At 73.1% G+C, this 25,224-nt stretch carries 24 protein-coding genes; 6 read left to right on the forward strand and 18 right to left on the reverse strand.

Features of this window, described 5'->3' with window-relative positions:
* From ACZ3KJ_RS32460 to ACZ3KJ_RS32535, 16 genes are all read right to left on the reverse strand, one after another.
* Positions 1–194 (reverse strand): flavodoxin-dependent (E)-4-hydroxy-3-methylbut-2-enyl-diphosphate synthase (locus tag ACZ3KJ_RS32460; RefSeq protein ID WP_467532253.1); only part of this gene is annotated, 194 nt, incomplete at its 3' end.
* A 4-nt stretch (positions 195–198) separates the two neighbouring features.
* On the reverse strand, positions 199–1,221 hold the full coding sequence (gene hpnH, locus ACZ3KJ_RS32465) for an adenosyl-hopene transferase HpnH (protein ID WP_389521838.1): 1,023 nt from the start codon (positions 1,219–1,221) through the stop codon (positions 199–201).
* A gap of 5 nt (positions 1,222–1,226) precedes the next feature.
* Positions 1,227–1,868: a 5'-methylthioadenosine/S-adenosylhomocysteine nucleosidase family protein gene (locus ACZ3KJ_RS32470; RefSeq protein ID WP_467532255.1), complete on the reverse strand. Its 642-nt coding sequence runs from the start codon at positions 1,866–1,868 to the stop codon at positions 1,227–1,229.
* On the reverse strand, positions 1,868–3,883 hold the full coding sequence (gene shc / locus ACZ3KJ_RS32475) for a squalene--hopene cyclase (protein ID WP_467532256.1): 2,016 nt from the start codon (positions 3,881–3,883) through the stop codon (positions 1,868–1,870). Before shc ends, ACZ3KJ_RS32470 begins: the two co-directional genes overlap by 1 nt.
* Before the next feature lie 120 nt (positions 3,884–4,003).
* On the reverse strand, positions 4,004–5,068 hold the full coding sequence (locus tag ACZ3KJ_RS32480; protein ID WP_467532406.1) for a polyprenyl synthetase family protein: 1,065 nt from the start codon (positions 5,066–5,068) through the stop codon (positions 4,004–4,006).
* 74 nt (positions 5,069–5,142) lie between these two features.
* The gene (gene hpnE / locus ACZ3KJ_RS32485; protein ID WP_467532257.1) at positions 5,143–6,639 is read right to left on the reverse strand and encodes a hydroxysqualene dehydroxylase HpnE; all 1,497 of its coding nucleotides are present in this window, start codon (positions 6,637–6,639) and stop codon (positions 5,143–5,145) included.
* The gene (locus tag ACZ3KJ_RS32490; protein ID WP_467532258.1) at positions 6,636–6,788 is read right to left on the reverse strand and encodes a DUF6380 family protein; all 153 of its coding nucleotides are present in this window, start codon (positions 6,786–6,788) and stop codon (positions 6,636–6,638) included. Before ACZ3KJ_RS32490 ends, hpnE begins: the two co-directional genes overlap by 4 nt.
* Positions 6,788–7,738 carry a presqualene diphosphate synthase HpnD gene (gene hpnD, locus ACZ3KJ_RS32495; RefSeq protein WP_467532260.1) on the reverse strand — a complete coding sequence of 317 codons (951 nt, stop codon included), beginning with the start codon at positions 7,736–7,738 and terminating at the stop codon, positions 6,788–6,790. The genes ACZ3KJ_RS32490 and hpnD overlap by 1 nt, the downstream gene beginning before the upstream one ends.
* Positions 7,735–8,637, reverse strand: a complete 903-nt coding sequence (gene hpnC / locus ACZ3KJ_RS32500) for a squalene synthase HpnC (RefSeq protein ID WP_467532262.1) — start codon at positions 8,635–8,637, stop codon at positions 7,735–7,737. Before hpnC ends, hpnD begins: the two co-directional genes overlap by 4 nt.
* A 359-nt stretch (positions 8,638–8,996) precedes the next feature.
* Positions 8,997–9,779 (reverse strand): ABC transporter ATP-binding protein, encoded by a 783-nt coding sequence (locus tag ACZ3KJ_RS32505; protein ID WP_389521825.1) that lies wholly within the window; start codon positions 9,777–9,779, stop codon positions 8,997–8,999.
* A complete protein-coding gene (locus ACZ3KJ_RS32510) occupies positions 9,772–10,701 on the reverse strand; it encodes an ABC transporter permease (protein ID WP_467532264.1) in 930 nt (309 codons plus the stop codon). The genes ACZ3KJ_RS32505 and ACZ3KJ_RS32510 overlap by 8 nt, the downstream gene beginning before the upstream one ends.
* A 97-nt stretch (positions 10,702–10,798) precedes the next feature.
* Positions 10,799–11,671 (reverse strand): glycosyltransferase family 2 protein, encoded by an 873-nt coding sequence (locus ACZ3KJ_RS32515; protein WP_467532408.1) that lies wholly within the window; start codon positions 11,669–11,671, stop codon positions 10,799–10,801.
* A gap of 8 nt (positions 11,672–11,679) precedes the next feature.
* Positions 11,680–12,459 (reverse strand): CDP-alcohol phosphatidyltransferase family protein, encoded by a 780-nt coding sequence (locus ACZ3KJ_RS32520; RefSeq protein ID WP_467532265.1) that lies wholly within the window; start codon positions 12,457–12,459, stop codon positions 11,680–11,682.
* A complete protein-coding gene (locus ACZ3KJ_RS32525) occupies positions 12,437–13,498 on the reverse strand; it encodes an iron-containing alcohol dehydrogenase family protein (protein WP_467532266.1) in 1,062 nt (353 codons plus the stop codon). Before ACZ3KJ_RS32525 ends, ACZ3KJ_RS32520 begins: the two co-directional genes overlap by 23 nt.
* A complete protein-coding gene (locus ACZ3KJ_RS32530) occupies positions 13,486–14,238 on the reverse strand; it encodes a phosphocholine cytidylyltransferase family protein (RefSeq protein WP_467532267.1) in 753 nt (250 codons plus the stop codon). Before ACZ3KJ_RS32530 ends, ACZ3KJ_RS32525 begins: the two co-directional genes overlap by 13 nt.
* A complete protein-coding gene (locus ACZ3KJ_RS32535) occupies positions 14,235–16,079 on the reverse strand; it encodes a DUF5941 domain-containing protein (RefSeq protein ID WP_467532268.1) in 1,845 nt (614 codons plus the stop codon). Before ACZ3KJ_RS32535 ends, ACZ3KJ_RS32530 begins: the two co-directional genes overlap by 4 nt.
* A 389-nt stretch (positions 16,080–16,468) precedes the next feature.
* Between ACZ3KJ_RS32535 and ACZ3KJ_RS32540 the strand changes: the two genes are divergently transcribed.
* Positions 16,469–17,410 (forward strand): cation diffusion facilitator family transporter, encoded by a 942-nt coding sequence (locus ACZ3KJ_RS32540; protein WP_467532270.1) that lies wholly within the window; start codon positions 16,469–16,471, stop codon positions 17,408–17,410.
* Between the two features lie 216 nt (positions 17,411–17,626).
* Positions 17,627–18,220: an isopentenyl-diphosphate Delta-isomerase gene (gene idi, locus ACZ3KJ_RS32545; protein ID WP_467532273.1), complete on the forward strand. Its 594-nt coding sequence runs from the start codon at positions 17,627–17,629 to the stop codon at positions 18,218–18,220.
* Positions 18,221–18,239: 19 nt separating this feature from the next.
* On the opposite strand, the gene ACZ3KJ_RS32550 is transcribed toward idi, so the two are convergent.
* On the reverse strand, positions 18,240–18,785 hold the full coding sequence (locus ACZ3KJ_RS32550) for an ATP-binding protein (RefSeq protein WP_467532409.1): 546 nt from the start codon (positions 18,783–18,785) through the stop codon (positions 18,240–18,242).
* A 343-nt stretch (positions 18,786–19,128) separates the two neighbouring features.
* Between ACZ3KJ_RS32550 and ACZ3KJ_RS32555 the strand changes: the two genes are divergently transcribed.
* The 4 genes from ACZ3KJ_RS32555 to ACZ3KJ_RS32570 all read left to right on the forward strand — a co-directional run bounded on the left by ACZ3KJ_RS32555 (position 19,129) and on the right by ACZ3KJ_RS32570 (position 23,504).
* Positions 19,129–19,878 carry an enoyl-CoA hydratase/isomerase family protein gene (locus ACZ3KJ_RS32555; protein WP_467532275.1) on the forward strand — a complete coding sequence of 250 codons (750 nt, stop codon included), beginning with the start codon at positions 19,129–19,131 and terminating at the stop codon, positions 19,876–19,878.
* A gap of 117 nt (positions 19,879–19,995) precedes the next feature.
* On the forward strand, positions 19,996–20,127 hold the full coding sequence (locus ACZ3KJ_RS32560) for an LPFR motif small protein (protein WP_385068740.1): 132 nt from the start codon (positions 19,996–19,998) through the stop codon (positions 20,125–20,127).
* A 200-nt stretch (positions 20,128–20,327) separates the two neighbouring features.
* Positions 20,328–22,736, forward strand: a complete 2,409-nt coding sequence (locus tag ACZ3KJ_RS32565) for a Tex family protein (RefSeq protein ID WP_467532277.1) — start codon at positions 20,328–20,330, stop codon at positions 22,734–22,736.
* A gap of 180 nt (positions 22,737–22,916) precedes the next feature.
* Positions 22,917–23,504 carry a DinB family protein gene (locus tag ACZ3KJ_RS32570; RefSeq protein WP_467532278.1) on the forward strand — a complete coding sequence of 196 codons (588 nt, stop codon included), beginning with the start codon at positions 22,917–22,919 and terminating at the stop codon, positions 23,502–23,504.
* A 2-nt stretch (positions 23,505–23,506) separates the two neighbouring features.
* Here the strand turns inward: ACZ3KJ_RS32570 and ACZ3KJ_RS32575 are convergent, their stop codons facing one another.
* Complete coding sequence (locus ACZ3KJ_RS32575) at positions 23,507–25,147, reverse strand: ABC-F family ATP-binding cassette domain-containing protein (protein ID WP_467532280.1); 1,641 nt, start codon at positions 25,145–25,147, stop codon at positions 23,507–23,509.
* Between the last annotated feature and the right edge of the window lie 77 nt (positions 25,148–25,224).

Consider the following 25,224-nt stretch of genomic DNA (forward strand, 5'->3'; position numbering starts at 1 on the left):
CCCGACGCGGTCAGCTCGGCGATCTGCTGGAGCGTGGCACCGATGTCCGACGTACGGGTCGTCGTCATCGACTGCACGGACACCGGGGCGTCCCCCCCGACCGCCACCGGGCCGACCTGGATCCGGCGCGACACACGCCGCTCGGCGACCGGCCGGGCCGGCACCTGGGGAACGCCCAGGGAGACGGCGGTCACGGGGTCACTCCCGGTTCCCGGAGACCGTCTCGCGCATCGCGCGCAGCGACTCCTTGAGCGAGCCCATGGTGGCGAGGACGGCGGTGGGCTCGTAGCCGCAGTGCGCCATGCAGTTGGCGCACCGCGGGTCCTTGCCCCGGCCGTACCGGTCCCAGTCGGTCTTCTCGATGAGTTCGCGGTACGTCGGCACGTACCCGTCGCTCATCAGGTAGCAGGGGCGCTGCCAGCCGAAGAGGGAGTAGTTGGGGATGGCCCAGGCGGTGCACGGGAAGTCGACCCGGCCCTCCAGGAAGTCGAGGAAGAGCGGCGAGTGGTTGAGCCGCCAGCGGCGGCGGTTGCCGCCCGCGAAGGCCTTCTTGAACAGCTCGCGGGTCTGCTCCACGCCCAGGAAGTGCTCCTGGTCGGGCGCCTTCTCGTAGGCGTAGGCGGGCGAGATCATCATCTCGTCGACCTTGAGGTCGTCGTTGAGGAAGTTGAGCACCTCGACGATGGTCTGCGGGGTGTCGGTGTTGAAGAAGGTCGAGTTGGTGGTGACCCGGAAGCCGCGCCGCTTGGCCTCCTTGATCGCCTCGACCGCCTCGTCGAACACGCCCTCCTTCGCCACCGACTCGTCGTGCCGTTCCCGCAGCCCGTCGATGTGCACGGCGAAGGCGAAGTAGGGGGAGGGCGTGAACCGGTCCATCTTCTTGCGCAGCAGCATCGCGTTGGTGCAGAGGAACACGTACTTCCGCTTGGCCACCAGCTGCCGGACGATCTCGTCGATCTGAGGGTGCATCAGCGGTTCGCCGCCGGCGATCGAGACCATGGGCGCGCCGGATTCGAGCACCGCCCCCACGGCCTGGGCGACGGGCATGCGCTGCTTGAGCACTCCCGCCGGGTGCTGGATCTTGCCGCAGCCCTCGCACTTGAGGTTGCAGGCGAAGAGCGGTTCCAGCTCGACGATGAGCGGGAACTTGTCCCGCTTGCGGAGCTTCTGTTCAGCCAAGTACGTAGCGACCTTGATGGACTGGCGCAGCGGCATGGCCATCTGGCTCACCTCCGGGGGAGCAGCACACTACGGTGCCATTCGAAGAATGCAGGCAGGACGGAGCGAAGGACACGGAAAGCCGATATTCCACCGCGCACCGTGCCGATCCGGACGAGTTCATGTTCAGGAGCGTCCACGACCACCCGGACAGCCGCAACCGGGCGCGCGCCCGCGCGGACGGCGCTCAGGAGTGTGGCCGCCGACTCCATGTCGACCGCGATCGCGCCGGTGGCGAGCAGGTCGGACCGCTCGGGACCGCGCACGACGTGGTCGGAGCCGGTGACGGGGCCGGTGTGGACGGTGCGCCCGGGCAGGGTCCGGGCGAGTTCCTTGACGAGCAGTTCGGTGCCGACGCACGGCACGGCGCCGCGCGGGTCGCGGGTCTCCTCGGCGACGACCAGGTCCCCGGGGTGCATGCCGGGGGCGAGCCCCGCGCAGAAGCCGGTGGCCAGCACGGCCGCTCCGCCGAGCACGGGGTCGGTGAGGATCCGGGTGACGGACCGTTCGGCCGCCCTCGGCCCCATGCCCGTCCGCAGGACGGTGACCGGCCCGCCCGCCCCCGACCGGTCGCCCATGCGCAGGGCGAGGTGTTCGATGCCGAGCGCGCAGGCGATCAGCAGCGGGGCGGGAGCGGGCTGCGCGCTCATCAGCCCCCCTCGGCCTCGACGGCACCGGGGGCCTTCGGGGCGAAGGGGTCGCCGTGGACGTACCGGCCGAGCGCGGTGAGCGGGAACACCTGCCGGTAGAGGTGGTAGTTGATGGAGAAGTCCCAGGGGAAGCCGGTGCCGGTGAACTGGGGCTCGTCCCAGGAGCCGTCCTCCCGCTGGCTGGCGGTGAGCCAGGCGACGCCCCGCTGGACCGCCGGGGAGTCCCGCTCCCCCGCCGCCAGCAGCGCCATCAGCGCCCACGCCGTCTGGGAGGCGGTCGAGGGGCCCCGGCCGCTCCACCGGCCGGCGTCCTGGTAGGAGCGCAGGTCCTCGCCCCAGCCGCCGTCGTCGTTCTGCACCCGCTCCAGCCAGGCCACCGCTCTGCGGATCGCCGGGTGCCGGGCGGGCAGCCCGGCGGCGGTCAGGGCGGGGACGACCGATCCGGTGCCGTAGACGTAGTTGACGCCCCAGCGCCCGAACCACGAGCCGTCCGGCTCCTGTTCGGCCAGCAGCCAGCGGATGCCCCGCCGGGTGCGCGGGTCGTGGGCCAGGCCCTCGACCGCGAGCATCTCCACGACGTGCGCGGTGACGTCCGCGGACGGCGGGTCGATGACCTCGCCGAAGTCGCAGAACGGCAGCCGGTTGGGGAACGGGCTGGTGTTGTCGACGTCGAACGCGCCCCACCCCCCGTTGCGCGACTGCATGCCGAGGTTCCAGCGCACCCCCCGCGCGATGGCCTTCTCCACCCGCTCCGGGTCGTGGTGGTCGACCCGGCGCAGCGCTAGGACTACCTCGGCGGTGTCGTCGATGTCGGGGTAGTTGTCGTTGTGGAACTCGAAGGCCCAGCCGCCGGGGGGAAGTTCGGGCCGCCGTACGGACCAGTCGCCCGGGCGCACGACCTGCTCGCCGAGCATCCAGTCGGCCGCCTTGACCAGTTGGGGGTGGTCGGCGGGCACCCCCGCGTCGGCGAGCGCGATGGTCGCCAGGCAGGTGTCCCACACCGGCGACTGGCAGGCCTCGATCATCCGGGCCCCGTCCTCGCGCCGGACGGCGTACCGGTCCAGGGACTCCAGCCCCGCCCGCATCACGGGGTGCCGCAGGTCGTAGCCGAGCAGGTGCAGGGCGATGACCGAGTACACGGCGGGCGGCTGGATGCCGCCCCAGCAGCCGTCGTTCTCCTGCCGCTCGATGATCCAGCGGGCGGCGGAGTCCATCGCGGCCCGGCGCAGCCGGCGCACCGCGACCGTGCGGTAGCCGCGCACGACCTTGTCCAGCCGCTGGAACAGCCCGTTCCAGCTGTTGATCGGCGCGAGGGGCCCCGGCGGGTTGGGCCGGGCCGGGTCGGTGTGCAGTTCGTCGAGCGGGAAGGGCGCCGGGCGCACCGGGCGCTTGGCGGAGACGACGGTGAGCGGGACGATCGTCTGCCGGGCCCAGCAGCCGAAGTGGTAGATGCTGAGCGGGAACCACTTGGGGAAGTACAGCAGTTCCGGGGGGAGTTCGGGCAGGTCCTCCCACTTCCACCAGCCGAACAGCGCCAGCCAGATCCGGGTGAAGACACGGGCGGCGGCGATGCCGCCCCGCTCGCGGACCCAGGCGGAGGCGCGCGCCATGTGCGGCGCGTCGGGCGCGTCGCCGGCCAGGCGCAGGGCGACGTAGGCCTCGATGGTGGCGGAGAGGTCGCCGGGGCCGCCGTGGAAGGTCGCCCAGGTTCCGTCCTCGCGCTGCTCGCCCCGGATGAAGAGGGCGGCGGCCCGGGTGGTCGGCTCGTCGCGGATGCCCAGGAACTGGCGGAGTAACAGGTCCTCGGCGTCCATCGTGACGTTCGTCTCGAGGTCGCCCTTCCACCAGCCCTCGGCGTCCTGCCGGGCGAGCAGGAAGTCGGTCGCGCGCCGCATCGCGTCGCGCGCGGCGGCTTCGTGGGCCCCGGCCGCCACGGGGGTGGTGATGTCGGTTTCGCTGGCCGCGGCGGCGCGGGGCGGCAGCGCCCCGGTGCTTCCGTCGGTCGTCGCTGTCATGGCTTCCCCTTCGTGCAGTCGTGCGAAATCGTGCTGCTGTGGGTCCGCCGTCGGCCGGTGCGCCTTCCCGCCTCGCTGCACCGGCCGGCGACTACGCGAGGGCTATTCGACCGATAGGGATCATCTCTTTCGTACGACGACGAAGTCGGCGAGCGCCGTGAACCGGGCCCGGACCTGCTCGGGCATGTCGACGGCGGCCAGGGCCTCGATGGCGACGGTGTGCTGGCGGCGTGCCTCCTGGGCGGTCCACTCGCGGCCGCCGGCCTCCTCGATGAGCGCGGCGCGGGCGGCGAACTCCTCCTCGGAGAAGTGGGCGAAGTCGTTGCTCCCGGCGTCGGCGGCGAGGATCTCGCCGAGCCGCGCGGAGGCGGGGCCGCCCGCCGCGAGCGCTGCCACCACCGGCAGGGACTTCTTGCGCTGGCGCAGGTCGCTCCAGGTCTGCTTGCCGGTGGAGACCGGGTCGCCCCAGATGCCGAGGAGGTCGTCGACGGCCTGGAAGGCGAGGCCGAGGTGGTAGCCGTACTTCTCCAGGGCGTCGGCGGTGCGGTCGTCCGCGCCGCCGAGCACGGCGCCGATGGAGCTGGCGCAGGCCAGCAGGGCGCCGGTCTTGTTGCCCTCCATCTCCAGACACTCCTCGACGCTGACGCGGTCGCGGTGCTCGTAGGAGATGTCCTGCGCCTGGCCGTCGATCAGGGCGCGGGTGGCGGTGGTCAGCCGGCGGGTCGCCCGGCCGGCCTCGACCGTGCCGAGCTCCAGCAGGACCTCGTTGGCGAGGGCGAACAGGGCGTCGCCGACCAGGATGGCCTGGGCGGGGCCGTGCACCTTCCAGACGGTGTCGCGGTGGCGGCGCTGCTCGTCGCCGTCCATCAGGTCGTCGTGCAGCAACGAGAAGTTGTGGACCAGTTCGACGGCGACCGCGCCGGGGACGCCGGTCGCGGGCGCGGCCCCGGTGACCTCCGCGGAGAGCACCGCGAGCGCGGGACGCACGGCCTTGCCGCCGTCCCCGTCGGTCGGGTTGCCCTGGGCGTCGATCCAGCCGAAGTGGTAGGCGGCGACCGTGTCCATGGGCGGCGCCAGACGGTCGACGGCCGCCCGCAGCACCGGTGTGGCCAGGGTCCGGCCGCGCTCCAGGAGCGCGGTCACGTCCACCGCGGTCTCTCGGGGGGCCGTCGGCGCCGGGGACACAGGGGGCACAGTTTCTCCTCTTGTTGCGGTACCGGAGGGGGTGCGGGGATGTGCCGAGCCGTGCTGATCGAACTTCACCGGACGCCACCTCGCAGGGGGGCGCCGGTTCCCTCCGGTTCTCGGCCGGGGGTCCGGGGGGTGTCCCCCGGGACGATGCAGTGGGCCGCCTCCTCGCTGGCGAAGAGGTGGCGGGGGCGGGGCCGGCCCAGGGCGCCGAGCGCGGCGTCCGCCGCGTTCACACCGCTGCGGACCGCACTCTCCATGGTCGCGGGCCACCCTGTGGCGGTCCACGCTCCGGCCAGGTACAGGCCGGGTGCCTTGGTGCGGGCGCCGGGCCTGAGCCGTCCGACGCCGGGGGTGGGGGCGAACGTCGCCGTGCGCTCCCGGGTCACGAAGAAGTCCCGCACCTCGGCCTCGCGGGCGCGCGGCAGCAGCCGGCGCAGCTCGGGCAGGTAGCGCTCGCGCAGCGCGGCCACGGGCCGGTCGATGTCGTCCCGCGCGGCCGACTGCGACAGCGCGAGGTACTGGCCCGAGCGCAGTCCCGAGGCGTCGGTGCGGTCGAACACCCACTGCACCGGCGTGCCCAGCGCGGCGAGGAAGGGCGCGTCCAGGACCGTGCGGTCGTAGACGACGTGCATGTTGAGGATGGGCGCGGTGCCGATGTCCAGCAGCCGCTCGGGCGCCTCCAGCGCCCCGGGCGGCAGCAGGTCGTACGTCTCGCGCTGCGGTACGGCGAGGACGACGGTGTCGGCGCGGAGCGTCTCGCCGGGCACCTCGACGCTCCAGCCGCCGTCGCCGTCGGGGGAGACGGAGGTGACGCGGGCGCGGAGCTCGGTGCGCACGCCCGCGGCGTCGAGCGCCCGGCGGGCGAGCCGGTCGTGCAGTTCGCCCAGCGGGACGCGGGCCCATCCGATGTCGGCCGCGCCCGGATCGGACAGCAGACCGGTCTTGAAGACCATCGCGGCGAGCCCGAGCGAGGTGTCGCCGGCGACCGCGTTGAGGGTGGCGACGCCGACCAGGTCCCACAGGGCCTCGACGGCGCGCGGCGACTGGCCGTGCGCCGTGAGCCAGCCGCCGAAGTCCTGGGCGTCGAGCGCCGGGTCGGCGAGGTCGAGCTTCTTGAGCGCCAGCGCGGCCCGGCCCACCCGGGCGCGTTCGGCGAGCGAGAGGTGCGGGTACGCGGCGAGGCTGCGCCCCAGGTGGAGGGGGACCGGCAGCGCGTCGCGCCGCAGCCTGCCGAGCCGTCGCCCCTCGGGCCGGGCGACGTCGACGACGGGCACGTCGAGACGTTCCTGCAACGGTGCCAGGGTGGCGCCGTCGATCCGGTCGAGGAACCAGCGGTAGGCGGTGCAGCAGCGCAGGTAGACGTGCTGTCCGTTGTCGACGGTGAGTCCGCCGCGGTGGAAGGAGAAGGCCAGGCCGCCCAGCCGGGGCCGGCCTTCGAGCAGCGTGACGCGGACGCCCGCGTCGGCGAGCGCGAGCGCGGCGGTGACGCCGGCCAGCCCGCCGCCGACCACGACGGCGTCCCGCCCGGGCGTCCGCGGGCCGTCCGGGAGCAGCTCGTCGCTCATGGCGCCCCCTCCCCTGCGCGCCCGCCGTGCCGCGGGAACCGTGCCCGGCAGGCCGTCGCAGTCAGGGACGCCGCGCCGCGCCGGAGGGTTGCGTGCCGTTTCCCCCCGGCGGCGTCACCCCGGTCCGCCGGGTCGCTGCCGGGGCCCATCAGATCTGCCTCCTGACGGCCAGCCGGGACACGTGCCGGGTGTCCAGACCGGACAGCCCGCGCACGGCGACGTACGCCTTCTCCCGGCCGGGCAGGGAGACCCGGCCGCGCAGGACGGCCTCGGGGTCGCGCTCGATGCGGTCGAGGAGGCGGCGGTAGATGCCGGCCATCGCGGCGACGCAGGCGCCGCTGCGCCGGTCCAGCATGGGCAGCAGCCGGTAGCCCTCGGCGAAGAGGGCCCGGGCCCGTCGCACCTCGAAGTTCACCAGGCCCGCGAAGTCGGAGCCCTCCGGCGGCCGCGCCCCGTCGAAGCCGGCCGAGCAGCCGAACTTCGCGAGGTCGTCGGCGGGCAGGTAGGTGCGGCCGCCCGCGGCGTCCTCGCGGACGTCCCTCAGGATGTTGGTGAGCTGGAGCGCGAGCCCCAGCGTGTCGGCGTACTCGGGAGCGCGCTCGGCGCCGCGCGCGCCCGGTTCCGTGCCGAACACGCCGAGCGAGAGCCGGCCGATGGCGCCGGCCACGCAGCGGCAGTACGCCTTCAGGTCGTCCCAGGTCTCGTACGTCTCGCCGCGGACGTCCATCAGGACGCCGTCGATCAGCTCGTCCAGGCCGCCCAGCGGGATCGGGAAGACCCGCGCGGCATGGGCGAGGGCGACCGCGACGGGGTCGGTGTCGTCCTCCTCGACCTCGCCCGCGCGCACCCGGGCGAGCAGCGCCCTGGTGTCCTCGAGCCGGGCCGTCTTGACCTCGGCGTCCAGCGCGCCGTCGCCGATGTCGTCGACCCGGCGGGAGAACGCGTACAGCGCCGACATCGCGCGCCGCTTGGGCGTGGGCAGCAGCCGGATGCCGTAGGCGAAGTTGCGCGCCTGCTGTCCGGTGACGGCCTCGCAGTAGCCGTAGGCGGCGAGTACCGGTGCGGACACGTTCGGCGGAGAGTCCACGGTCCGGATCACCCCTCTTCTCGCAGGGTCGCGCCCGCCTCGCGCAGCACCCGGAGCTTGCCGGGCCTGGGCGGGCCGGGAAGGACGTCGTAATCGGCGGCGGCGATCGCGTGGACCGCCGCCCTTCCGCCCGCCACGAAGCCCGCGAGCAGCAGTCTCAGCCTGCCGTGGACGCTGCGCACCAGCGGGGCACCCTCGGCCAGGAGGTCGCGGGCGCGCTGCGCCTCGTACGCGATCAGGGCGCGCACCGAGGCGCCGGCGGTGGGCGCGGCGAGGTCCGCCTCCCGGACGTGGAAGCGCTCCATGTCCGCGGCGGGCAGGTAGACGCGGTCGCGGCCGAGGTCCTCGGCCACGTCCTGGAGGTGCTCGACGATCTGCAACGCGGTGCAGACCGCGTCGGAGCGGCGGATCCGCTCCGGGGTGGAGGTGCCGGTGACGGCGAGGACGAGCCGGCCCACGGGGTTGGCGGACAGCTCGCAGTACGCGAGGAGGTCGTCGTAGGTCGCGTAGCGGGTGACGAGCTGGTCCTGGCGGTTGGCGGCGATCAGGCCGAGGAAGGGCTCGGGGGTGAGGGCGCGGCGGCGGACGGTCGGCCGGAGGCGGCGCAGCAGGGGGTGGCGGGGGGTGCCGTCGAAGACCCGGCGCAGGTCGGCCTCGAAGGCGTCCAGCAGGACGAGGCGGTCCTCGGCGTCGGCGGCCGGGACGCCGAGCAGCCGGGCGTCGGCGCCGCCGGGGGCCAGGTCGCCGTCGCCGATGTCGTCGACCAGACGGGCGAAGCCGTACACGGCCATGAGGTCCTCGCGCCAGGCCCGGGGCAGGAAGAACGGGGCCACGGGGAAGTTCTCGTGCGCGGCCTTGGCGAGGGTGCCGCGCTCCGGGTCCACCGGGCGCGACGTGGTCGGCGCCGTCATCGTCGGCTGCCCGGGGCAGGGACGGCGCATGCTCCGTTACGCTGGGGAGTTTCCGTAGCCATTGCCGTCACATCTCCCGTTCTACACCGACAACCCGATACCCACTATTTCGGACACGCCGCCCAGCCGTCCGCACGGCAGCCCTGTCCGAGGGTGTCGCGCAATATCGCCCCACTTGACTCGTTTCGGGACCGGTCCAGCTTACGTTGTACAACGCAGCGGGGTTCGCGGGGGTGGCCCGCAGATCACAACAACACACCGATTGGCGTCAAGCTTCCTGTGCCGAGGCGGAGTTGACGTTTCCTTTGCAGACGCGGGGCCCCGCCGGGCAGTTCCGGCGGGGCCCCGGTCGCGTCGGGCTACTTGCCCGTGAACTTCTCGTACTCCTTGAGGACCTCGTCGGTCGGGCCGTCCATGCGCAGCTCGCCGCGCTCCAGCCAGAGCACGCGGTCGCAGGTGTCCCGGATCGACTTGTTGCTGTGGCTGACCAGGAACACCGTGCCGGCCTCCTTGCGCAGCTCCCGGATGCGCTGCTCGGAGCGCTTCTGGAACTTGCGGTCGCCGGTGGCCAGGGCCTCGTCGATCATCAGCACGTCGTGGTCCTTGGCGGCGGCGATGGAGAAGCGCAGCCGGGCCTGCATGCCGGAGGAGTAGGTGCGCATCGGCAGGGTGATGAAGTCGCCCTTCTCGTTGATGCCGGAGAAGTCGACGATCTCCTGGTAGCGCTCCTTGATCTGCTCCCGGGACATGCCCATCGCCAGACCGCCGAGGATGACGTTGCGCTCGCCGGTGAGGTCGTTCATCAGGGCGGCGTTGACGCCCAGCAGCGAGGGCTGGCCGTCGGTGTAGACCTTGCCGCTCTCCGGGGGCAGCAGGCCGGCGATGGCCCGCAGCAGGGTGGACTTGCCGGAGCCGTTGGAGCCGATGAGGCCGATGGCCTCGCCCCGGTGGGCGACGAAGGAGACGCCGCGCACCGCGTGCACCTTGCGCACCCCGCGCTCCTCGCCGCCGCGCTTGACGATCCGGCTCAGGGCGGCGGTGGCGCTGCCCTTCCCGGTGCGGGCGCCGTTGACGCGGTAGACGATGTGCACGTCGTCGGCGATGACGGTGGGGATGCGCTGTCCCGGTACCTGGTCAGCCACGGCCGTACCTCTCCTCCGCCTGCCAGAACCACACGAAGCCGCCGATGGCGAACAGGGCCGCCCAGCCGCCCGCCGCCGCCCACACGTGGTCGGGGAGGTTCTCGGCGCCGTACTCCTCGATGAGGGCGAAGCGCATCAGGTCCATGTAGATGGCGGCGGGGTTCCACTGGAGGACGTTCGCCATCCACTGGGGCTTGTCGGCGAGGAAGACCGGGATGGAGAACATCACGCCGGACGCGTACATCCAGGTGCGCATCACGAACGGCATCAGCTGCGCGAGGTCGGGGGTCTTCGCGCCGGCCCGGGCGAAGATCAGCGCCAGGCCGGTGTTGAAGCAGAACTGGAGGACCAGCACCGGGACGATCAGGATCCAGGAGGCGTCCGGGTAGCTGCCGAAGGCGATCGCCACGATGAACAGCACGATCATCGAGTACAGCAGCTGCTGGAGCTGCTGGAGCGCGAACGAGATCGGCAGCGAGGCCCGCGGGAAGTGCAGGGCGCGGACCAGTCCGAGGTTGCCGGAGATCGCGCGGACACCGGTCATGACGGAGCTCTGCGTGAAGGTGAAGACGAACACACCCGTGACGAGGAACGGGATGTACACGTCCTTGTCCATCCCGCGGCCCGCGTCGAGGATCAGACCGAAGATCGCGAAGTACACGCCCGCGTTGAGCAGCGGGGTGGCCACCTGCCACAGCTGGCCCAGTTTGGCCTGGCTGTACTGCGCGGTCAGCTTCGCCGAGGAGAAGGCCAGGATGAAGTGGCGCCGCCCCCAGAGCTGGCGGACGTACTCCCGCAGCGTGGGCCTGGCCCCGCTCACGGCCAGCCCGTGCCTGGCGGCCAGCTGCGCCGCCGTGAGGCCCTCGTCGGGCGACGGGGGCGCGCTCACCGCGACTCCGCCGTCATGCGTTGTCTCACTCACCAGTAGGAAACTTTCGTCTTCGGGATGCACAGCCTGGACGGGCTTGGCATGAGCCGGGGGGCCTCGGCACGCTCCGGGGCCCTCGGGGACGAGCTTGTCAGATGACGGGAGGCCGGCCCAGTCGGGTCAGCCGCCACACCGTACGCCACTTCATGGGCCTGCGCGGTCCGCACGGGGTGGCCCACCCTTCCCGGAACCCGCCGAACCACGCCTTGAGCGCGGACCGCGAGGGGCGGCGCGCCAGCGTGAGCAGCAGCCAGACGCCGAGGTAGACGGGGACCAGCGGGGCGGGCAGGTTGCGGCGGGCCAGCCAGACCCGGTTGCGGGCGACCATGCGGTGGTAGACCGCGTGCCGCGAGGGCGCGGTCGTCGGGTGGTACAGCACCATGTCGGACCGGTAGTCGATCATCCAGCCCGCGTCGAGGGCCCGCCATGCCAGGTCGGTTTCCTCGTGCGCGTAGAAGAATTCGTCCGGGAGCCCGCCGACCTCGGCGAGGACCCGGGTGCGGACGGCGTTGGCGCCGCCGAGGAAGGTGGTGACCCGGGAGGAGCGCATCGGGTCCGAGGCGCGCAGCCGGGGCACGTGGCGGCGCTGGGTGACACCGGTCTCCGGATCGGCGATGCGGAAGCTGATGATGCCGAGCCCCGCGTCGGCCGCGAACGCCTCGCGGCACAGCTGCGCGGTGTCGTGCCGGGCGAGGAGGCCGTCGTCGTCGAGGAAGAGCAGGACGTCGACGTCGCGGCCGCTGGGGCCGAAGGCCTCGATGCCGACGTTGCGGCCGCCGGGGATGCCGAGGTTCTCGGGCAGTTCGACGGTGCGGACTCCGTCGGGGACGGCGGGAACGGGTGAGCCGTTGCCGACCACGACCACCTCGACCGGGTCGCCGTCCTGCTTGGCGACCGAGTCGATCAGGGCTCTCAGCTCGTCGGGGCGGTTGCCCATGGTGATGATCACCGCGCCGACCTTCATGGGCGCGCTCACTTCAGCCTGCTCGACGCGAGGATGGACACCAGGTGCAGCAGGGTCTGCACGAGCGCGATGCCGGCCAGGACGGCGACGCCGAGCCGGGTGAAGAAGAGGTCGCCGCGGAGCTGGTCGACGACCGCCAGGGCCAGGATCAGCAGGGACGCCTCGATGCCGAGGATCAGCCGGTGGAACTTCAGCGCCGCGGCGGCCCGGCGGGCCAGGGCCATGCCGGAGGAGCGCATCTCGGCGGCGGCCTCCTTGACCGGCGGCTTTCCGGCCTGGTGCCGGGCGACGCCGACCAGGTCGGTCTCGGCCTTGATCAGGATCGCGCCGAGGGCGGCCAGGGTGCCGAGGAAGGCCCACAGCCAGTCGATGCGGCCGCTCCCCCACAGGTCGGCGGCGCGCAGCCCGAAGCCGACGAGCACGGCGGCGTCGGTGAGGTACGCGCCGACGCGGTCCAGGTAGACCCCGTTCAGCGAGTACTGCTTCTTCCAGCGCGCGATCTCGCCGTCGACGCAGTCCAGCAGCAGGTAGAGCTGGACGCACACCACGCCGAGCACCGCGCCCGCTATCCCCGGCACCAGCAGGGCCGGGGCCGAGAGGACGCCGAAGACGGTCATCAGATACGTGAGCTGGTTGGGTGTGACCCTGGTGTCGACCAGGTAGCGGTCGACCCGCAGGGACACCTCGCGCATGTAGAGGCGCCCCATCCAGTGCTCACCGCTGCGCCGGTCCTTCACCCCCGGGGGGTGCACGACCGGTCTGAGTTCAGCTACCGATGGCCTTGACATAGTCGGCGTAGACGTCCTTGATCTGTTCGGTCTTGAGGTCGAGGTGTTCGAGGATCGTGTAGCGGCCGGGCCGGGTCTCGGGAGCGAACTCCACGGCGCGGACGAATTCGTCCGGGGTGAAGCCGATCTCCTCCGGCAGGACCGGCAACCCGTGCCGACGCAGCACCTCGGCCATGTAGGCCGACTCCTCGTGGGCTCCGCGCAGGTACATGGCGAACGCCGCGCCCAGTCCGCACTGCTCGCCGTGGGCGGCGGCACGCTGGGGGAACAGCAGGTCGAAGGCGTGGTTGATCTCGTGGCAGGCGCCGGAGGACGGGCGGGAGTCGCCCGACACGGACATGGCGATGCCGGTGAGGACCAGCGCCTCGGCCAGCACCTGGAGAAAACCGTCGTCCCCGACGCCGCCGGGGTGCCGGAGCACGGCCTCGCCGGCCTGGCGGGCCATCGCGGCGGCGAGGCCGTCGATCTTCTCGCCCTTGACTCGGTTGGCCAGTTCCCAGTCCGCCACGGCGGAGATGTTGGAGATGGCGTCGCCGATGCCGGAGCGTACGAAGCGGACGGGGGCCTCACGGATCACATTGAGGTCGATGACCACCGCGATCGGGTTGGGCACACCGTACGAACCGCGCCCCGCGTCGTTGTCCAGGGTGGCGACCGGCGAGCAGAGGCCGTCGTGGGCGAGGTTGGTGGCGACCGCGACCAGCGGCAGGCCGACGCGTGCCGCCGCGAACTTGGCACAGTCGATGATCTTGCCGCCGCCGAGACCCACCACCGCGTCGTACCGGCCGGCCTTTATGTCTGCGGCCAGCCGCACCGCGTCGTCGATGGTGCCGCCGCCGACCTCGTACCAGGTGGCTCCGGGCAGCGAGGGAGCGATCCGCTCGCGCAGCCGGGCGCCCGAGCCGCCGCTGACGGCGACGGCGAGCCTGCCGGAGTGCGAGATGCGCTCGTCGGCGAGGACGCACGCCAGGTCGTCGAGGGCACCCGGGCGGATGTCGACGACGACCGGCGAGGGGATGAGCCTCGTCAGTACCGGCACGCGATCTCCCGCCCCTTGGCCAGATCGTCGTGGTTGTCGATCTCGACCCACTTGACGTCGCCGATCGGCGCCACGTCGATCCGGAAGCCGCGGTTCACGAGCTCCTGGTAGCCGTGCTCGTAGAACTGCTGCGGGTCGGTCTCCCACACGGTCTTCAGCGCGTCCGCCAGCTCGGCGGCCGCGTCGCCCTCGATGAGGGTGACGCCGATGTACTCGCCGGAGGCCTCGGCGGGGTCCATCAGCTTGGTGATCTTCGTCATGCCCTTCTCGGCGTCGACGACGACCTTCATCTCCTCGTCCGCGAGGGACTTCACGGTGTCGAGGGCGAGGATGATCCTCTTGCCGTCACCGCGGGCGGCGAGCAGCGTCTTCTCGACGGAGACCGGGTGGACGGTGTCGCCGTTGGCGAGGATCACGCCGTCCTTGAGGGCGTCACGGCCGCACCACAGGGAGTAGGCGTTGTTCCACTCCTCGGCCTTGTCGTTGTCGATGAGGGTGAGCGTGAGGCCGTACTTCGCCTCCAGGGCCGCCTTGCGCTCGTAGACGGCCTCCTTGCGGTAGCCGACGATGACCGCGACCTCGGTCAGGCCGATCTCGGCGAAGTTGCCGAGGGTGAGGTCGAGGACCGTGGGTTCGCCCTCTATGCCCGCGGGCCCCACCGGCACCAGCGCCTTCGGCAGGGTGTCGGTGTAGGGGCGCAGACGCCGTCCGGCGCCGGCCGCCAGCACGAGGCCGATCATGCGGGTTCTCCTTCGTCGTGTACGGCGGGGGCCCCGGAGGACACCCAGAAGCGGATGCTCTCGGCGAGCACCACGAGGGCGACGGCCACGGCCAGGGCCGTGAGCGCCACCGTGAACTGCGAGGCGGTGAGCAGGGCGGCCAGCACCGTGACGAGCAGTGTGCGCCCCTCCTGCCCCCCGACGGCGCGCACCAGCCAGGCCGGCGGCGCTCCGGCGTCGCCGCGGATGCGGTACACCGTGTCGTAGTGATGGTAGGCGACGGCCGCCACCAGCCCGAAAGCCGCGGGCAGCGCCCCGTTCACGTCGGCGCGGGCGGCGAGGACGAGGACGGTGAGGTACTCCGCGGCGCGGAAGAGCGGCGGGATCAGCCAGTCGAGGGCGCCCTTGAGGGGCTGGGAGAGGGCGAGGCCGGAGGTGAGGGCGTAGACCACCGCGCCGGCGACGGCCGCCCACGGGCTGCCGGACGCGACGTTCGCGGCGAGGACGACGACGCCGAAGACCGCCAGCAGCAGCGGGGAGCTCGGGTGGAAGCGGGTGTTCGGGCTGCGCAGGCCGGCCACGAAGGCGCCCAGGGGACCGTTGTCCGCGAGGTCCGCCAGCGCCCGCGCGGCCCGGTCGGTGCGCTTGGCCCTGCGGGTCACCGACCGCAGCACCCGTCCCGCGGTGGTGTAGGTCGCCGCCAGGGCACAGCCGATCAGCAGGGCGTAGAAGGTGATGCGGGGGGTGGTCGCGGCCGTCAGGACGGCGATCATGGCCCATCGTTCGCCGATGGGCAGGACTATCATCCGCCGCGCCCAGACCGTCCAGCCGACGCTGTCGAGCTTGTCGGAGAGGGCGGCGGTGGGGCTGGTGTTGGCGGAGGCGTCGTGGTTGGCCTCGTTGAAGGAGAAGTCCACGACGTGCCGGCAGGTCTGGAGGATCATCGCGCCGAGCGCGAGGGCCCATACGTCGTCGCCGCCGCGGGCGGCCCCCAGTGCGAGGCCCGCGTAGTAGGCGTACTCCTTGGCGCGGTCGAAGGTGGCGTCGAGCCAGGCGCCGAGGGTGGAGTACTGCAAGGAGTAGCGGGCGAGCTGGCCGTCGGTGCAGTCCAGGACGAAGGAGAAGATCAGCAGCAGGCCGGCGGCGACGAATCCGCCCCGGGTGCCGGTGGCCGCGCAGCCCGCCGCGATCAGCGCGGTGATCAGGGAGGCGGTGGTGACCTGGTTCGGGGTGAGGCCGCGGCGGGCGCACCAGCGGGCGATGTACCGCGAGTAGGGGCTGACGCAGTAGGTGGTGAAGAAACCGTCGCGGGACTTCACGGCCGACTTCAGGCGTACGGCCTCGTCGTCGACGGCGGCGACGGCCTGCCGTGCCTCGTTGCGGGCCTGCGGGTCGGCGGGGACCTCCGCGACCAGGCTGCCGAGCTCGGGCCGGTGGACGTCGGCGCCGTCGGCGTCGAGAGCGCCGACGACACGGTCGGCGAGGCTGTCGAGGCTGTCGACGTTCCCCACGCTCGACTTCGCTCGCGCGGGGGCACCCCCACCGGCCGGGCCGCCGCTCGCGGAGTTCTCCCGGGCCACCGCCCGGGTCAGGGCCTGCCGGCCGGCGGGCTGGGCGGTGACGGCGCCGGGGATCGCGGCGAGCGGGAAGCGGGGGTCGGTGAGGCCGAGGCGCAGCGCGTGCGGGTGACCCACGAAGCGGCTGTCGACGAGGGCGACGCGCTCGTCACCGGGGACGGCGGCGAGAAGCGTCTCGGCGTCGGCGGTGCCGGCCGCGGTCCGGACGTCGAAGCCGAGGGACCGCAGGTCCGTCTCGATCGACGATCCGGGGACCGGCTGACCGGTGAGGATGGCGGTCGGCAACCGAACTCACTCCCTGGGGCCCGACGCGTCCGCGCCGGTCATCTGCATGGTGGGTCGCCCTCCGGCGGTACCAGCCGGGCGGCATGTCGGCAGAGGCTATCGGATGCCGCGAAGACCGTGTTCACCGGCCGTTCAGGACGGATCACACGGTCTGACAGCACGTGTGCACCGCCCTTTGCCGAGATCATCATGGGCGATCGGCGGCCCGGCCGACAAACCGCGGCGCCGCGCCCCCGCGCGGGACGGCCGGGCGGCAGGCGGGGCCGATCTGAACCGGGAATCGTTTTCGCAGGTCAGAGCAGATGACAACGGTGTTCAGTGCCGCGTTGCCGGATACCCCCCACCCGTAGTTGACTGGGTGCCGGACCGCTGACAGGAGGGTTTGCTCCATGGGGGCTGGGCACGACCACGGCCATGCGCACACCCACGCGCCGGCCACCGCCACGGCCGCCGCGGCGTACCGCGGCAGGCTGCGGGTGGCGCTGGCGATCACGCTCACCGTGATGGTGGTGGAGCTCGTGGGCGGGGTGCTCGCGGACTCCCTCGCCCTGATCGCGGACGCGGCGCACATGGCGACGGACGGGCTGGGCCTCGGCATGGCGCTGCTCGCCATCCACTTCGCGAACCGCCCCCCGAGCACGCACCGCACCTTCGGCTACGCCCGGGCGGAGATCCTCGCCGCCCTGGCCAACTGTCTGCTGCTGCTCGGGGTGGGCGGGTACGTCCTGTACGAGGCGGTCCAGCGGTTCTTCACGCCGGCCGCCACCGAGGGCGGGCTGATGATCGTGTTCGGCGCGGTGGGTCTGGTGGCGAACACGGTCTCGCTGACGCTGCTGATGCGCGGCCAGGCGGAGAGCCTGAACGTGCGGGGCGCGTTCCTGGAGGTGGCGGCGGACGCGCTGGGCTCGGTGGCGGTGCTGGTGTCGGCGGCGGTGATCCTCACCACCGGCTGGCAGGCCGCCGACCCGGTCGCCTCGCTGGTCATCGGCCTGATGATCGTGCCGCGGACCCTCAAGCTGCTGCGCGAGACCCTGGACGTCCTGCTGGAGTCGGCTCCGCGGGACGTGGACATGGCGGAGGTGCGGGCGCACATACTGGCGCTGGACGGGGTGGAGGACGTGCACGACCTGCACGCCTGGACGATCACCTCGGGGATGCCGGTGCTCTCCGCGCACGTGGTGGTGCGCTCGGACGTGCTGGACGCGATCGGTCACGAGAAGATGCTGCACGAGCTCCAGGGCTGCCTGGGCGACCACTTCGACGTGGCGCACTGCACCTTCCAGCTCGAGCCGGGCGGGCACGCCGAGCACGAGGCGCGGCTCTGTCACTGACGCGAGCGGGGCGGGCCGCGGGCCGGCGCCGCGGCGGCAGCTCCACCGGCCACTGTTTCGTATGTCCGTTCGGCACGGTTCCCCGGGCGCCGTGCCGGGCAAGATCGACCGGGGGCCCGGTCGCCGGACGCGGGACATGCGGCGCTCACGCGGAATGCGGGGAGCGCGGGCGCGTACGGCAGACTGAGGGGGCGAGGACCGATGCTAAGGATGGGTATGCCGATCACTTCTGCCACCACGACGACCGGCTCGTCGAGCGGCACCGCTGACGCGATTCTGCTGGAACTCGTCGACGAGAACGGCGTGACCATCGGCACGGCGGAGAAGCTCGCCGCCCACCGGGCGCCGGGGCAGCTGCACCGGGCGTTCTCCGTGTTCCTCTTCGACGAGCAGGGCCGGCTGCTGCTCCAGCAGCGGGCGCTCGGCAAGTACCACTCCCCCGGTGTGTGGTCCAACACGTGCTGCGGCCACCCCTACCCGGGGGAGGCCCCCTTCGCGGCGGCCGCGCGGCGCACCTTCGAGGAGCTGGGGGTGTCCCCGTCGCTGCTCGCGGAGGCGGGCACGGTCCGCTACAACCACCCGGACCCGGCCTCGGGCCTGGTGGAGCAGGAGTACAACCACCTGTTCGTCGGGATGGTGCAGTCCCCGCTGCGGCCGGACCCGGAGGAGGTCGGTGACACGGCCTTCGTGACGCCCGCCGAGCTGGCCGAGCGGCACGCGAGGGACACGTTCTCCTCGTGGTTCATGACCGTGCTGGACGCGGCCCGGCCGGCCGTCCGGGAACTGACGGGTCCGTCGGCCGGCTGGTGAGCCGGGGCGCCCGGACCGCTCACTCCCCGGAGGGCAGGATCACCCCTTCCAGGGCGTCCGTGGGCTTGAGCGGCAGGGCGGCCCAGACGACCTTGCCGCCGCTCGCCGTGTGCTCGACGTCGCACACCCCGCCGGCCTCCCGGGTGATCTCCCGCACCAGGAGCAGCCCCCGGCCGCCGGTCCGGGCGTGGTCGGCCTCCAGGGCGGTGGGGCGGTAGGGGTGGTCGTCCTCCACGGACACCCGCACCCACTCGGCGCCGACGGCCACCTCCACCGCGAGCACCGGCGACAGCAGCGCCGCGTGCCGGACGGCGTTGGTCACCAGTTCCGAGACGATCAGCAGGAGCCCCTCCGCGAGGTCGTCCGTGACCGGCACCCCTTGACGCAGCAGCAGGTCCCGCACGGCGTGCCGCGCCTGCGGGACCGAGACCTCGACGGGGGCGGCGGTGAACCGCCAGACCCCCTCGTACGGCAGCGGTCGCGGCACGTCCGTCCCGCGGGGTCCGAGAGGTGCGCCTGCGTCGCCCTGTGGGCGAGGGCCGGGCCCGCGCCCGCGGTCGTCCATCGTCCGGTCGCCACCCTTGCGCTCGATTGTCGCCACGCCCCCGAGTGTTGGTAACCCGACCCGGGGCGCCGGATGACTGAACAGAAGTCAGCACTTATCGAGCGTTCTCGTCGTTCTCCGCCCGCGATTTTCCGCACCTTGCCGAGTTCTGTCCGGTGCACACCACCTTCGTGCACTCTTCAGGTTGTACGGGTTTACCGGGGCGCTCGCCCGTTTCGTACCCCGTGCCGCGGTGGCGTCCCTCGCCCGCGATGCGGCGACGCGCACCCGGACGCGGTCGGCCCGGTGCGGTCGGCCGGGTGCGGTCGGCCGGGTGCGCGAACGGGCGGTTAGCATCCGGCCCATGGAGCCCGAGCTGCTGTACGGCGTCACCGACGCGGTCGCCACCGTCGTCCTGCACCACCCCGCCAAGCGCAACGCCATGACGGCCGCGATGTGGCGGGCGCTTCCCCCGTTGCTGGACGGGCTCGCCGCCGACCCGGGCGTGCGGGCGCTCGTGCTGACCGGCGCGGGCGGCACCTTCTGCGCCGGAGCCGACATCTCCACGCTCCAGGGGTCGCCCGACGAGGCGCAGGGACTGGCGGTGCGGGCCGAGGAGGCCCTCGCCGCCTTCCCGAAACCGACGCTGGCGGCCGTGAAGGGCCACTGCGTGGGCGGCGGCGCGCAGCTCGCGGCCGCGTGCGACCTGCGGTTCGCCGAGGAGGGGGCGCTGTTCGGGGTGACGCCGGCGAAGCTCGGGATCGTCTACCCGTCCTCCGCGACCCGGCGGCTGGTCGCGCTGGTCGGTCCGGCCACCGCCAAGTACCTGCTGTTCTCGGGGGAGCTGATCGACGCGGAGCGGGCCCTGCGCACCGGGCTGGTGGACGAGGTGCTGCCGGCCGGATCGCTCGACGAGCGCGTGGCCGGGTTCACGCGGGTGCTGGCGTCCCGTTCGCAGTTGACGCAGGCCGCCGCGAAGGAGTTCGCGAACGGCCGCGCGGACCGCGACGCCCACTGGGCCGCGCTGGCCCGTGCCGAGGGCGAGACCGCGGAGGGCGTCGCCGCGTTCCTGGAGCGCAGGGAGCCGCGCTTCACCTGGACCTCGTCGGGGTGAGACGCGGTCCGGCGGGGCCTTCCCGCCGCCCGCCGGCGACGGACGGGCATGTCCGGGCGCCGTGGAGGTACCCGTTCCCTCCCGGCCGTGGCGGCCGGGAGAGGAGAGGAGACTCACGTGTTCCGTGCGATCGCAGACGTGCTGCGGCAGATCGGTGGCGCCGTCGCCACCGTGGTGACCCTGCCCTTCCGGGCCGTGGCCCGGCTCTTCGGAGGCGCCTCCGCCTCCACGCGGCACGGCAGGGCCTGAGCCGTGGGGCCCTCCGGGGCGCCGGGGGGGGGCGGAGCCGCTCCCCGGCGCGTTCCCGGACGCGTTCCCCGGACGCGTTTCCGGACGCGTGAGGGCGCTGCCGCCCGCCCGGCCCGCCGGGAATCCGCCCTGATCCCCGATCGTCGGCGCGGCCTGCCACAATTGCCGCGCAACCTCAGTGGAGAAGGCGGTACGGGATCGTGACGACACCCGGGTCCATCGAAGTAGGGTCCATCGAAGGCAGGATCGCCGAGGAGCTCGGCGTACGGGAGCGGCAGGTGAAGGCCGCCGTGGAGCTGCTCGACGGCGGTTCGACGGTGCCTTTCATCGCCCGCTACCGCAAGGAAGCGACCGAGATGCTCGACGACGCGCAGTTGCGCACGATCGAGGAGCGGCTGCGCTACCTGCGGGAGCTGGAGGAGCGCCGGGCGGCGATCCTGGACTCCGTGCGCGAGCAGGGCAAGCTCACCGGCGAACTGGAGGCGCGGATCCGCGGCGCCGAGACCAAGGCCCGGCTGGAGGACATCTACCTGCCCTACAAGCCCAAGCGGCGCACGAAGGCGCAGATCGCCCGGGAGGCCGGGCTGGAGCCGCTGGCCACGGGGCTGCTCGGCGACCCGGGCGTCGAGCCGCTCGCCGCGGCGTCCGCCTTCGTGGACGCCGACAAGGGCGTCGCCGATCCGCAGGCCGCGCTGGACGGGGCGCGGGCGATCCTCACCGAGCGGTTCTCGGAGGACGCCGACCTCGTCGGCGAGCTGCGCGAACGCATGTGGGCGCGCGGGCGCCTCGCCGCGAAGGTGCGGGACGGCAAGGAGGAGGCGGGCGCCAAGTTCGCCGACTACTTCGACTTCGCCGAGCCGTTCACCGAGCTGCCCTCGCACCGTGTCCTGGCGATGCTGCGCGGTGAGAAGGAAGAGGTGCTCGACCTCGTCCTGGAGCCGGAGGAGCCGACGGACGGGCCCTCGTCGTACGAGGGGATCGTCGCCCACCGGTTCGGCATCGCCGACCGGGGCCGCCCCGCCGACAAGTGGCTGACCGACACCGTCCGCTGGGCCTGGCGCACCCGGCTCCTGGTGCACCTCGGGATCGACCTGCGGCTCAGGCTGCGGACGGCCGCCGAGGACGAGGCCGTCGACGTGTTCGCGGCGAACCTGCGGGACCTGCTGCTCGCCGCCCCCGCGGGCACCCGCGCGACGCTCGGCCTGGACCCCGGCTTCCGCACGGGCGTGAAGGTGGCCGTGGTGGACGCGACCGGCAAGGTCGTCGCCACCGACGTCATCCACCCGCACGTCCCGGCGAACCGGTGGGACGAGGCGATCGCCAAGCTCGCCCGGCTGGCGAAGGAGCACGCCGTCGAGCTGGTCGCGATCGGCAACGGCACGGCGTCCCGTGAGACCGACAAGCTCGCCGGTGACCTCATCGCCCGGCACCCGGAGCTGGAGCTCACCAAGGTGATGGTGTCCGAGGCGGGCGCCTCGGTCTACTCGGCCTCGGCGTTCGCCTCGCAGGAGCTGCCCGACATGGACGTGTCGCTGCGCGGCGCCGTGTCGATCGCCCGCCGTCTCCAGGACCCGCTGGCCGAGCTGGTGAAGATCGACCCGAAGTCCATCGGGGTCGGCCAGTACCAGCACGACCTGTCCGAGGTGAAGCTGTCGCGCTCGCTGGACGCGGTGGTGGAGGACTGTGTGAACGGCGTCGGTGTCGACGTGAACACCGCGTCCGCCCCGCTGCTCGCCCGGGTCTCCGGCATCACCTCCGGCCTCGCCGAGAACATCGTGGCGCACCGCGACGCCAACGGCCCGTTCACCTCCCGCAAGGACCTGAAGAAGGTGCCGCGGCTCGGGCCCAAGGCGTACGAGCAGTGCGCGGGCTTCCTGCGGATCCGCGGCGGCGAGGACCCGCTGGACGCCTCCAGCGTGCACCCCGAGGCGTACCCGGTGGTCCGGCGGATGGTGAAGACGACCGGGCAGGAGGTGGCCGCCCTCGTCGGCAACACGTCGGTGCTGCGGTCGCTCAGGCCGGACGACTTCGTGGACGACACCTTCGGTCTGCCGACCGTCACCGACATCCTCAAGGAGCTGGAGAAGCCCGGACGCGACCCGCGGCCCGCCTTCCGGACGGCCACCTTCAAGGAGGGCGTGGAGAAGATCTCCGACCTGTCCTCCGGCATGGTCCTGGAGGGCGTGGTGACGAACGTGGCCGCCTTCGGCGCGTTCGTCGACGTCGGCGTCCACCAGGACGGCCTGGTGCACGTCTCCGCCATGTCCAGGACGTTCGTCAAGGACCCGCGCGACGTGGTGAAGCCCGGGGACATCGTCAAGGTGAAGGTCCTCGACGTCGACATCCCGCGCAAGCGGATCTCGCTGACGCTCCGGCTGGACGACGAGGCGGCCCCCCAGGGCTCCCCGGGCGAGGGCCGGCCGCAGCGCGGGGGCGGGCGCCCGCCGCAGCAGCGACAGCAGTCCGGCCAGCGTGGCGGCGGTCAGCGGGGCGCGGGCGGCGGTCAGCGCGGGGGCGGTGCCCGGCAGGCTCCGGCGCCGGCGAACAGCGCGATGGCCGACGCACTGCGCCGGGCCGGGCTGGTCGACCCCAAGAAGGGCCGGAGCTGAGCGAGGGGGCCGGGCCCGGCGGCACACCCGTGGCCCGGCCCCGCTCGTACCGTCCGCGTCCGCGGGGACACCGGGTCCGGCGAGGACGGGACGCCGCCGACCGTCCGGGGCCGGCGGGACGCCCGCTCGGGGCGGGGAAAATCCGGTTGCCGGTGATCGTCGTACCGGCACACTGACGGGATGAACGCACGCGACCCCAAGGCGGACCTCCTCCGCTGCCTCCAGGACGCCCGCGACGTGCTGGTGTGGAAGCTCGACGGGCTGTCGGAGTACGAGGTGCGGCGGCCCATGACGCCGACCGGCACCAATCTGCTGGGGCTGGTCAAGCACCTGGCCGGGGCGGAGGCACTGTACTTCGGGGCGGTGTTCGGGCGGCCGTTCGCGGGGACGCCGCTGTGGATCACCGGGGACGCGGAGCCGAACGCCGACCTGTGGGCGCGGGCCGACGAGACGCGCGAGGAGATCGTCGGACTGTACCGGCGGGCCTGCGCACACGCGGACGAGACGGTCGCGGCGCTGCCGTGGGACGCGGTCGGCCGGATCCCGGGGGGCAAGGGCGGCGAGGTGACCCTGCATCGGATCCTCGCCCACATGATCGGTGAGACGCACCGGCACGCCGGGCACGCCGACGTCGTCCGGGAGCTGGTCGACGGAGCGACGGGGCAGCGCCCGGGCGGCGCCAACACGCCCGACGGCGACCCGGCGTGGTGGACGGCGCACCGCGAGCGGGTGGAACGGGCGGCCCGGGAGGCGGGCCGCACCGGGTGAGGCTACCGTTCGGTCACCTTGCCGTGCGCGACCTCCAGGCGGCGGGTGACGTGGACCGCGTCCAGCATGCGCCGGTCGTGGGTGACCAGCAGCAGGGTCCCCTCGTAGGCGTCCAGGGCGGACTCCAGCTGCTCGATGGCCGGGAGGTCGAGGTGGTTGGTCGGCTCGTCGAGGACGAGGAGGTTGACGCCGCGTCCCTGGAGCAGCGCGAGGGCGGCGCGGGTGCGTTCGCCCGGTGAGAGGGTCGCCGCCGGGCGCAGCACGTGGTCCGCCTTCAGACCGAACTTGGCCAGGAGGGTGCGCAGGTCGGCCGGTTCGGTGTCCGGTACGGCGGCGGAGAAGGCGTCGAGCAGGGTTTCGGGGCCGTGGAACAGCCCGCGCGCCTGGTCGACCTCGCCGACCAGGACGCCCGAGCCGAGGGCCGCGTGGCCGGCGTCCAGCGGGACGCGGCCCAGCAGCGCGGCGAGCAGGGTCGACTTGCCCGCGCCGTTCGCGCCGGTGACCGCGACCCGGTCGGCCCAGTCGATCTGGAGGGTCACCGGGCCGAGGGTGAAGGCGTCGCGCCGCACCTCGGCGTCCCGGAGGGTGGCGACGAGCGCGCCGGAGCGCGGGGCGGCCGCGATCTCCATGCGCAGCTCCCACTCCTTGCGGGGTTCCTCGACGACCTCCAGGCGTTCGATCATGCGCTGCGTCTGGCGGGCCTTCGCGGCCTGCTTCTCGCTGGCCTCGCTGCGGAACTTGCGGCCGATCTTGTCGTTGTCGTTGCCCGCCTTGCGGCGCGCGTTCTTCACGCCCTTGTCCATCCAGGAGCGCTGTGTCTGCGCGCGCTCGTGCAGGGCTGCCTTCTTGTCGGCGTACTCCTCGTAGTCCTCGCGGGCGTGCCGGCGGGCCGTGTCCCGCTCCTCCAGGTAGGCCTCGTAGCCGCCGCCGTAGAGGTTGATCTGCCGCTGGGCGAGGTCGAGTTCGAGGACCTTGGTGACGGTGCGGGTGAGGAACTCGCGGTCGTGGCTGACGACGACGGTGCCGGCGCGCAGGCCGGTCACGAAGCGTTCGAGGCGCTCCAGGCCGTCGAGGTCGAGGTCGTTGGTGGGCTCGTCGAGGAGGAAGACGTCGTAGCGGGAGAGGAGGAGGGAGGCGAGGCCCGCGCGGGCGGCCTGGCCGCCGGACAGGGACGTCATCGGCTGGCCGAGGTCCACGCCGAGGCCGAGGGAGCCGGTGACGTCCTCCGCGCGTTCGTCGAGGTCGGCGCCGCCGAGGCCGAGCCAGCGCTCCAGGCTCGCCGCGTAGGCGTCGTCGGCGCCGGGTGCGCCGTCGACCAGGCCCTGGGTGGCCTCGTCCATCGCGCGCTGTGCCTCGGCGACTCCGGTGCGGCGGGCGAGGAACTCCCGCACGCTCTCGCCGGGGCGGCGCTCCGGCTCCTGGGGCAGGTGGCCGACGGTCGCGGCCGGCGGGGAGAGCCGGAGCTCGCCCTCCTCCGGCGCGGTGAGGCCGGCCAGGAGCTTCAGCAGGGTGGACTTGCCCGCGCCGTTGGCTCCGACCAGCCCGATCACGTCACCGGGGGCGACGACGAGGTCGAGCCCGGAGAAGAGGGAGCGGTCGCCGTGGCCGGCGGCGAGGTTCTTGGCGACGAGGGTGGCAGTCATCAGACGTCAGATCCTAGTGGGCGTGCGGTGCCGGGGGCGCGGGGGCCGGGTCGGGGGACACCGGCCTGGACCGGTCG

It is taken from the genome of Streptomyces sp. NPDC003248, from assembly GCF_055563235.1.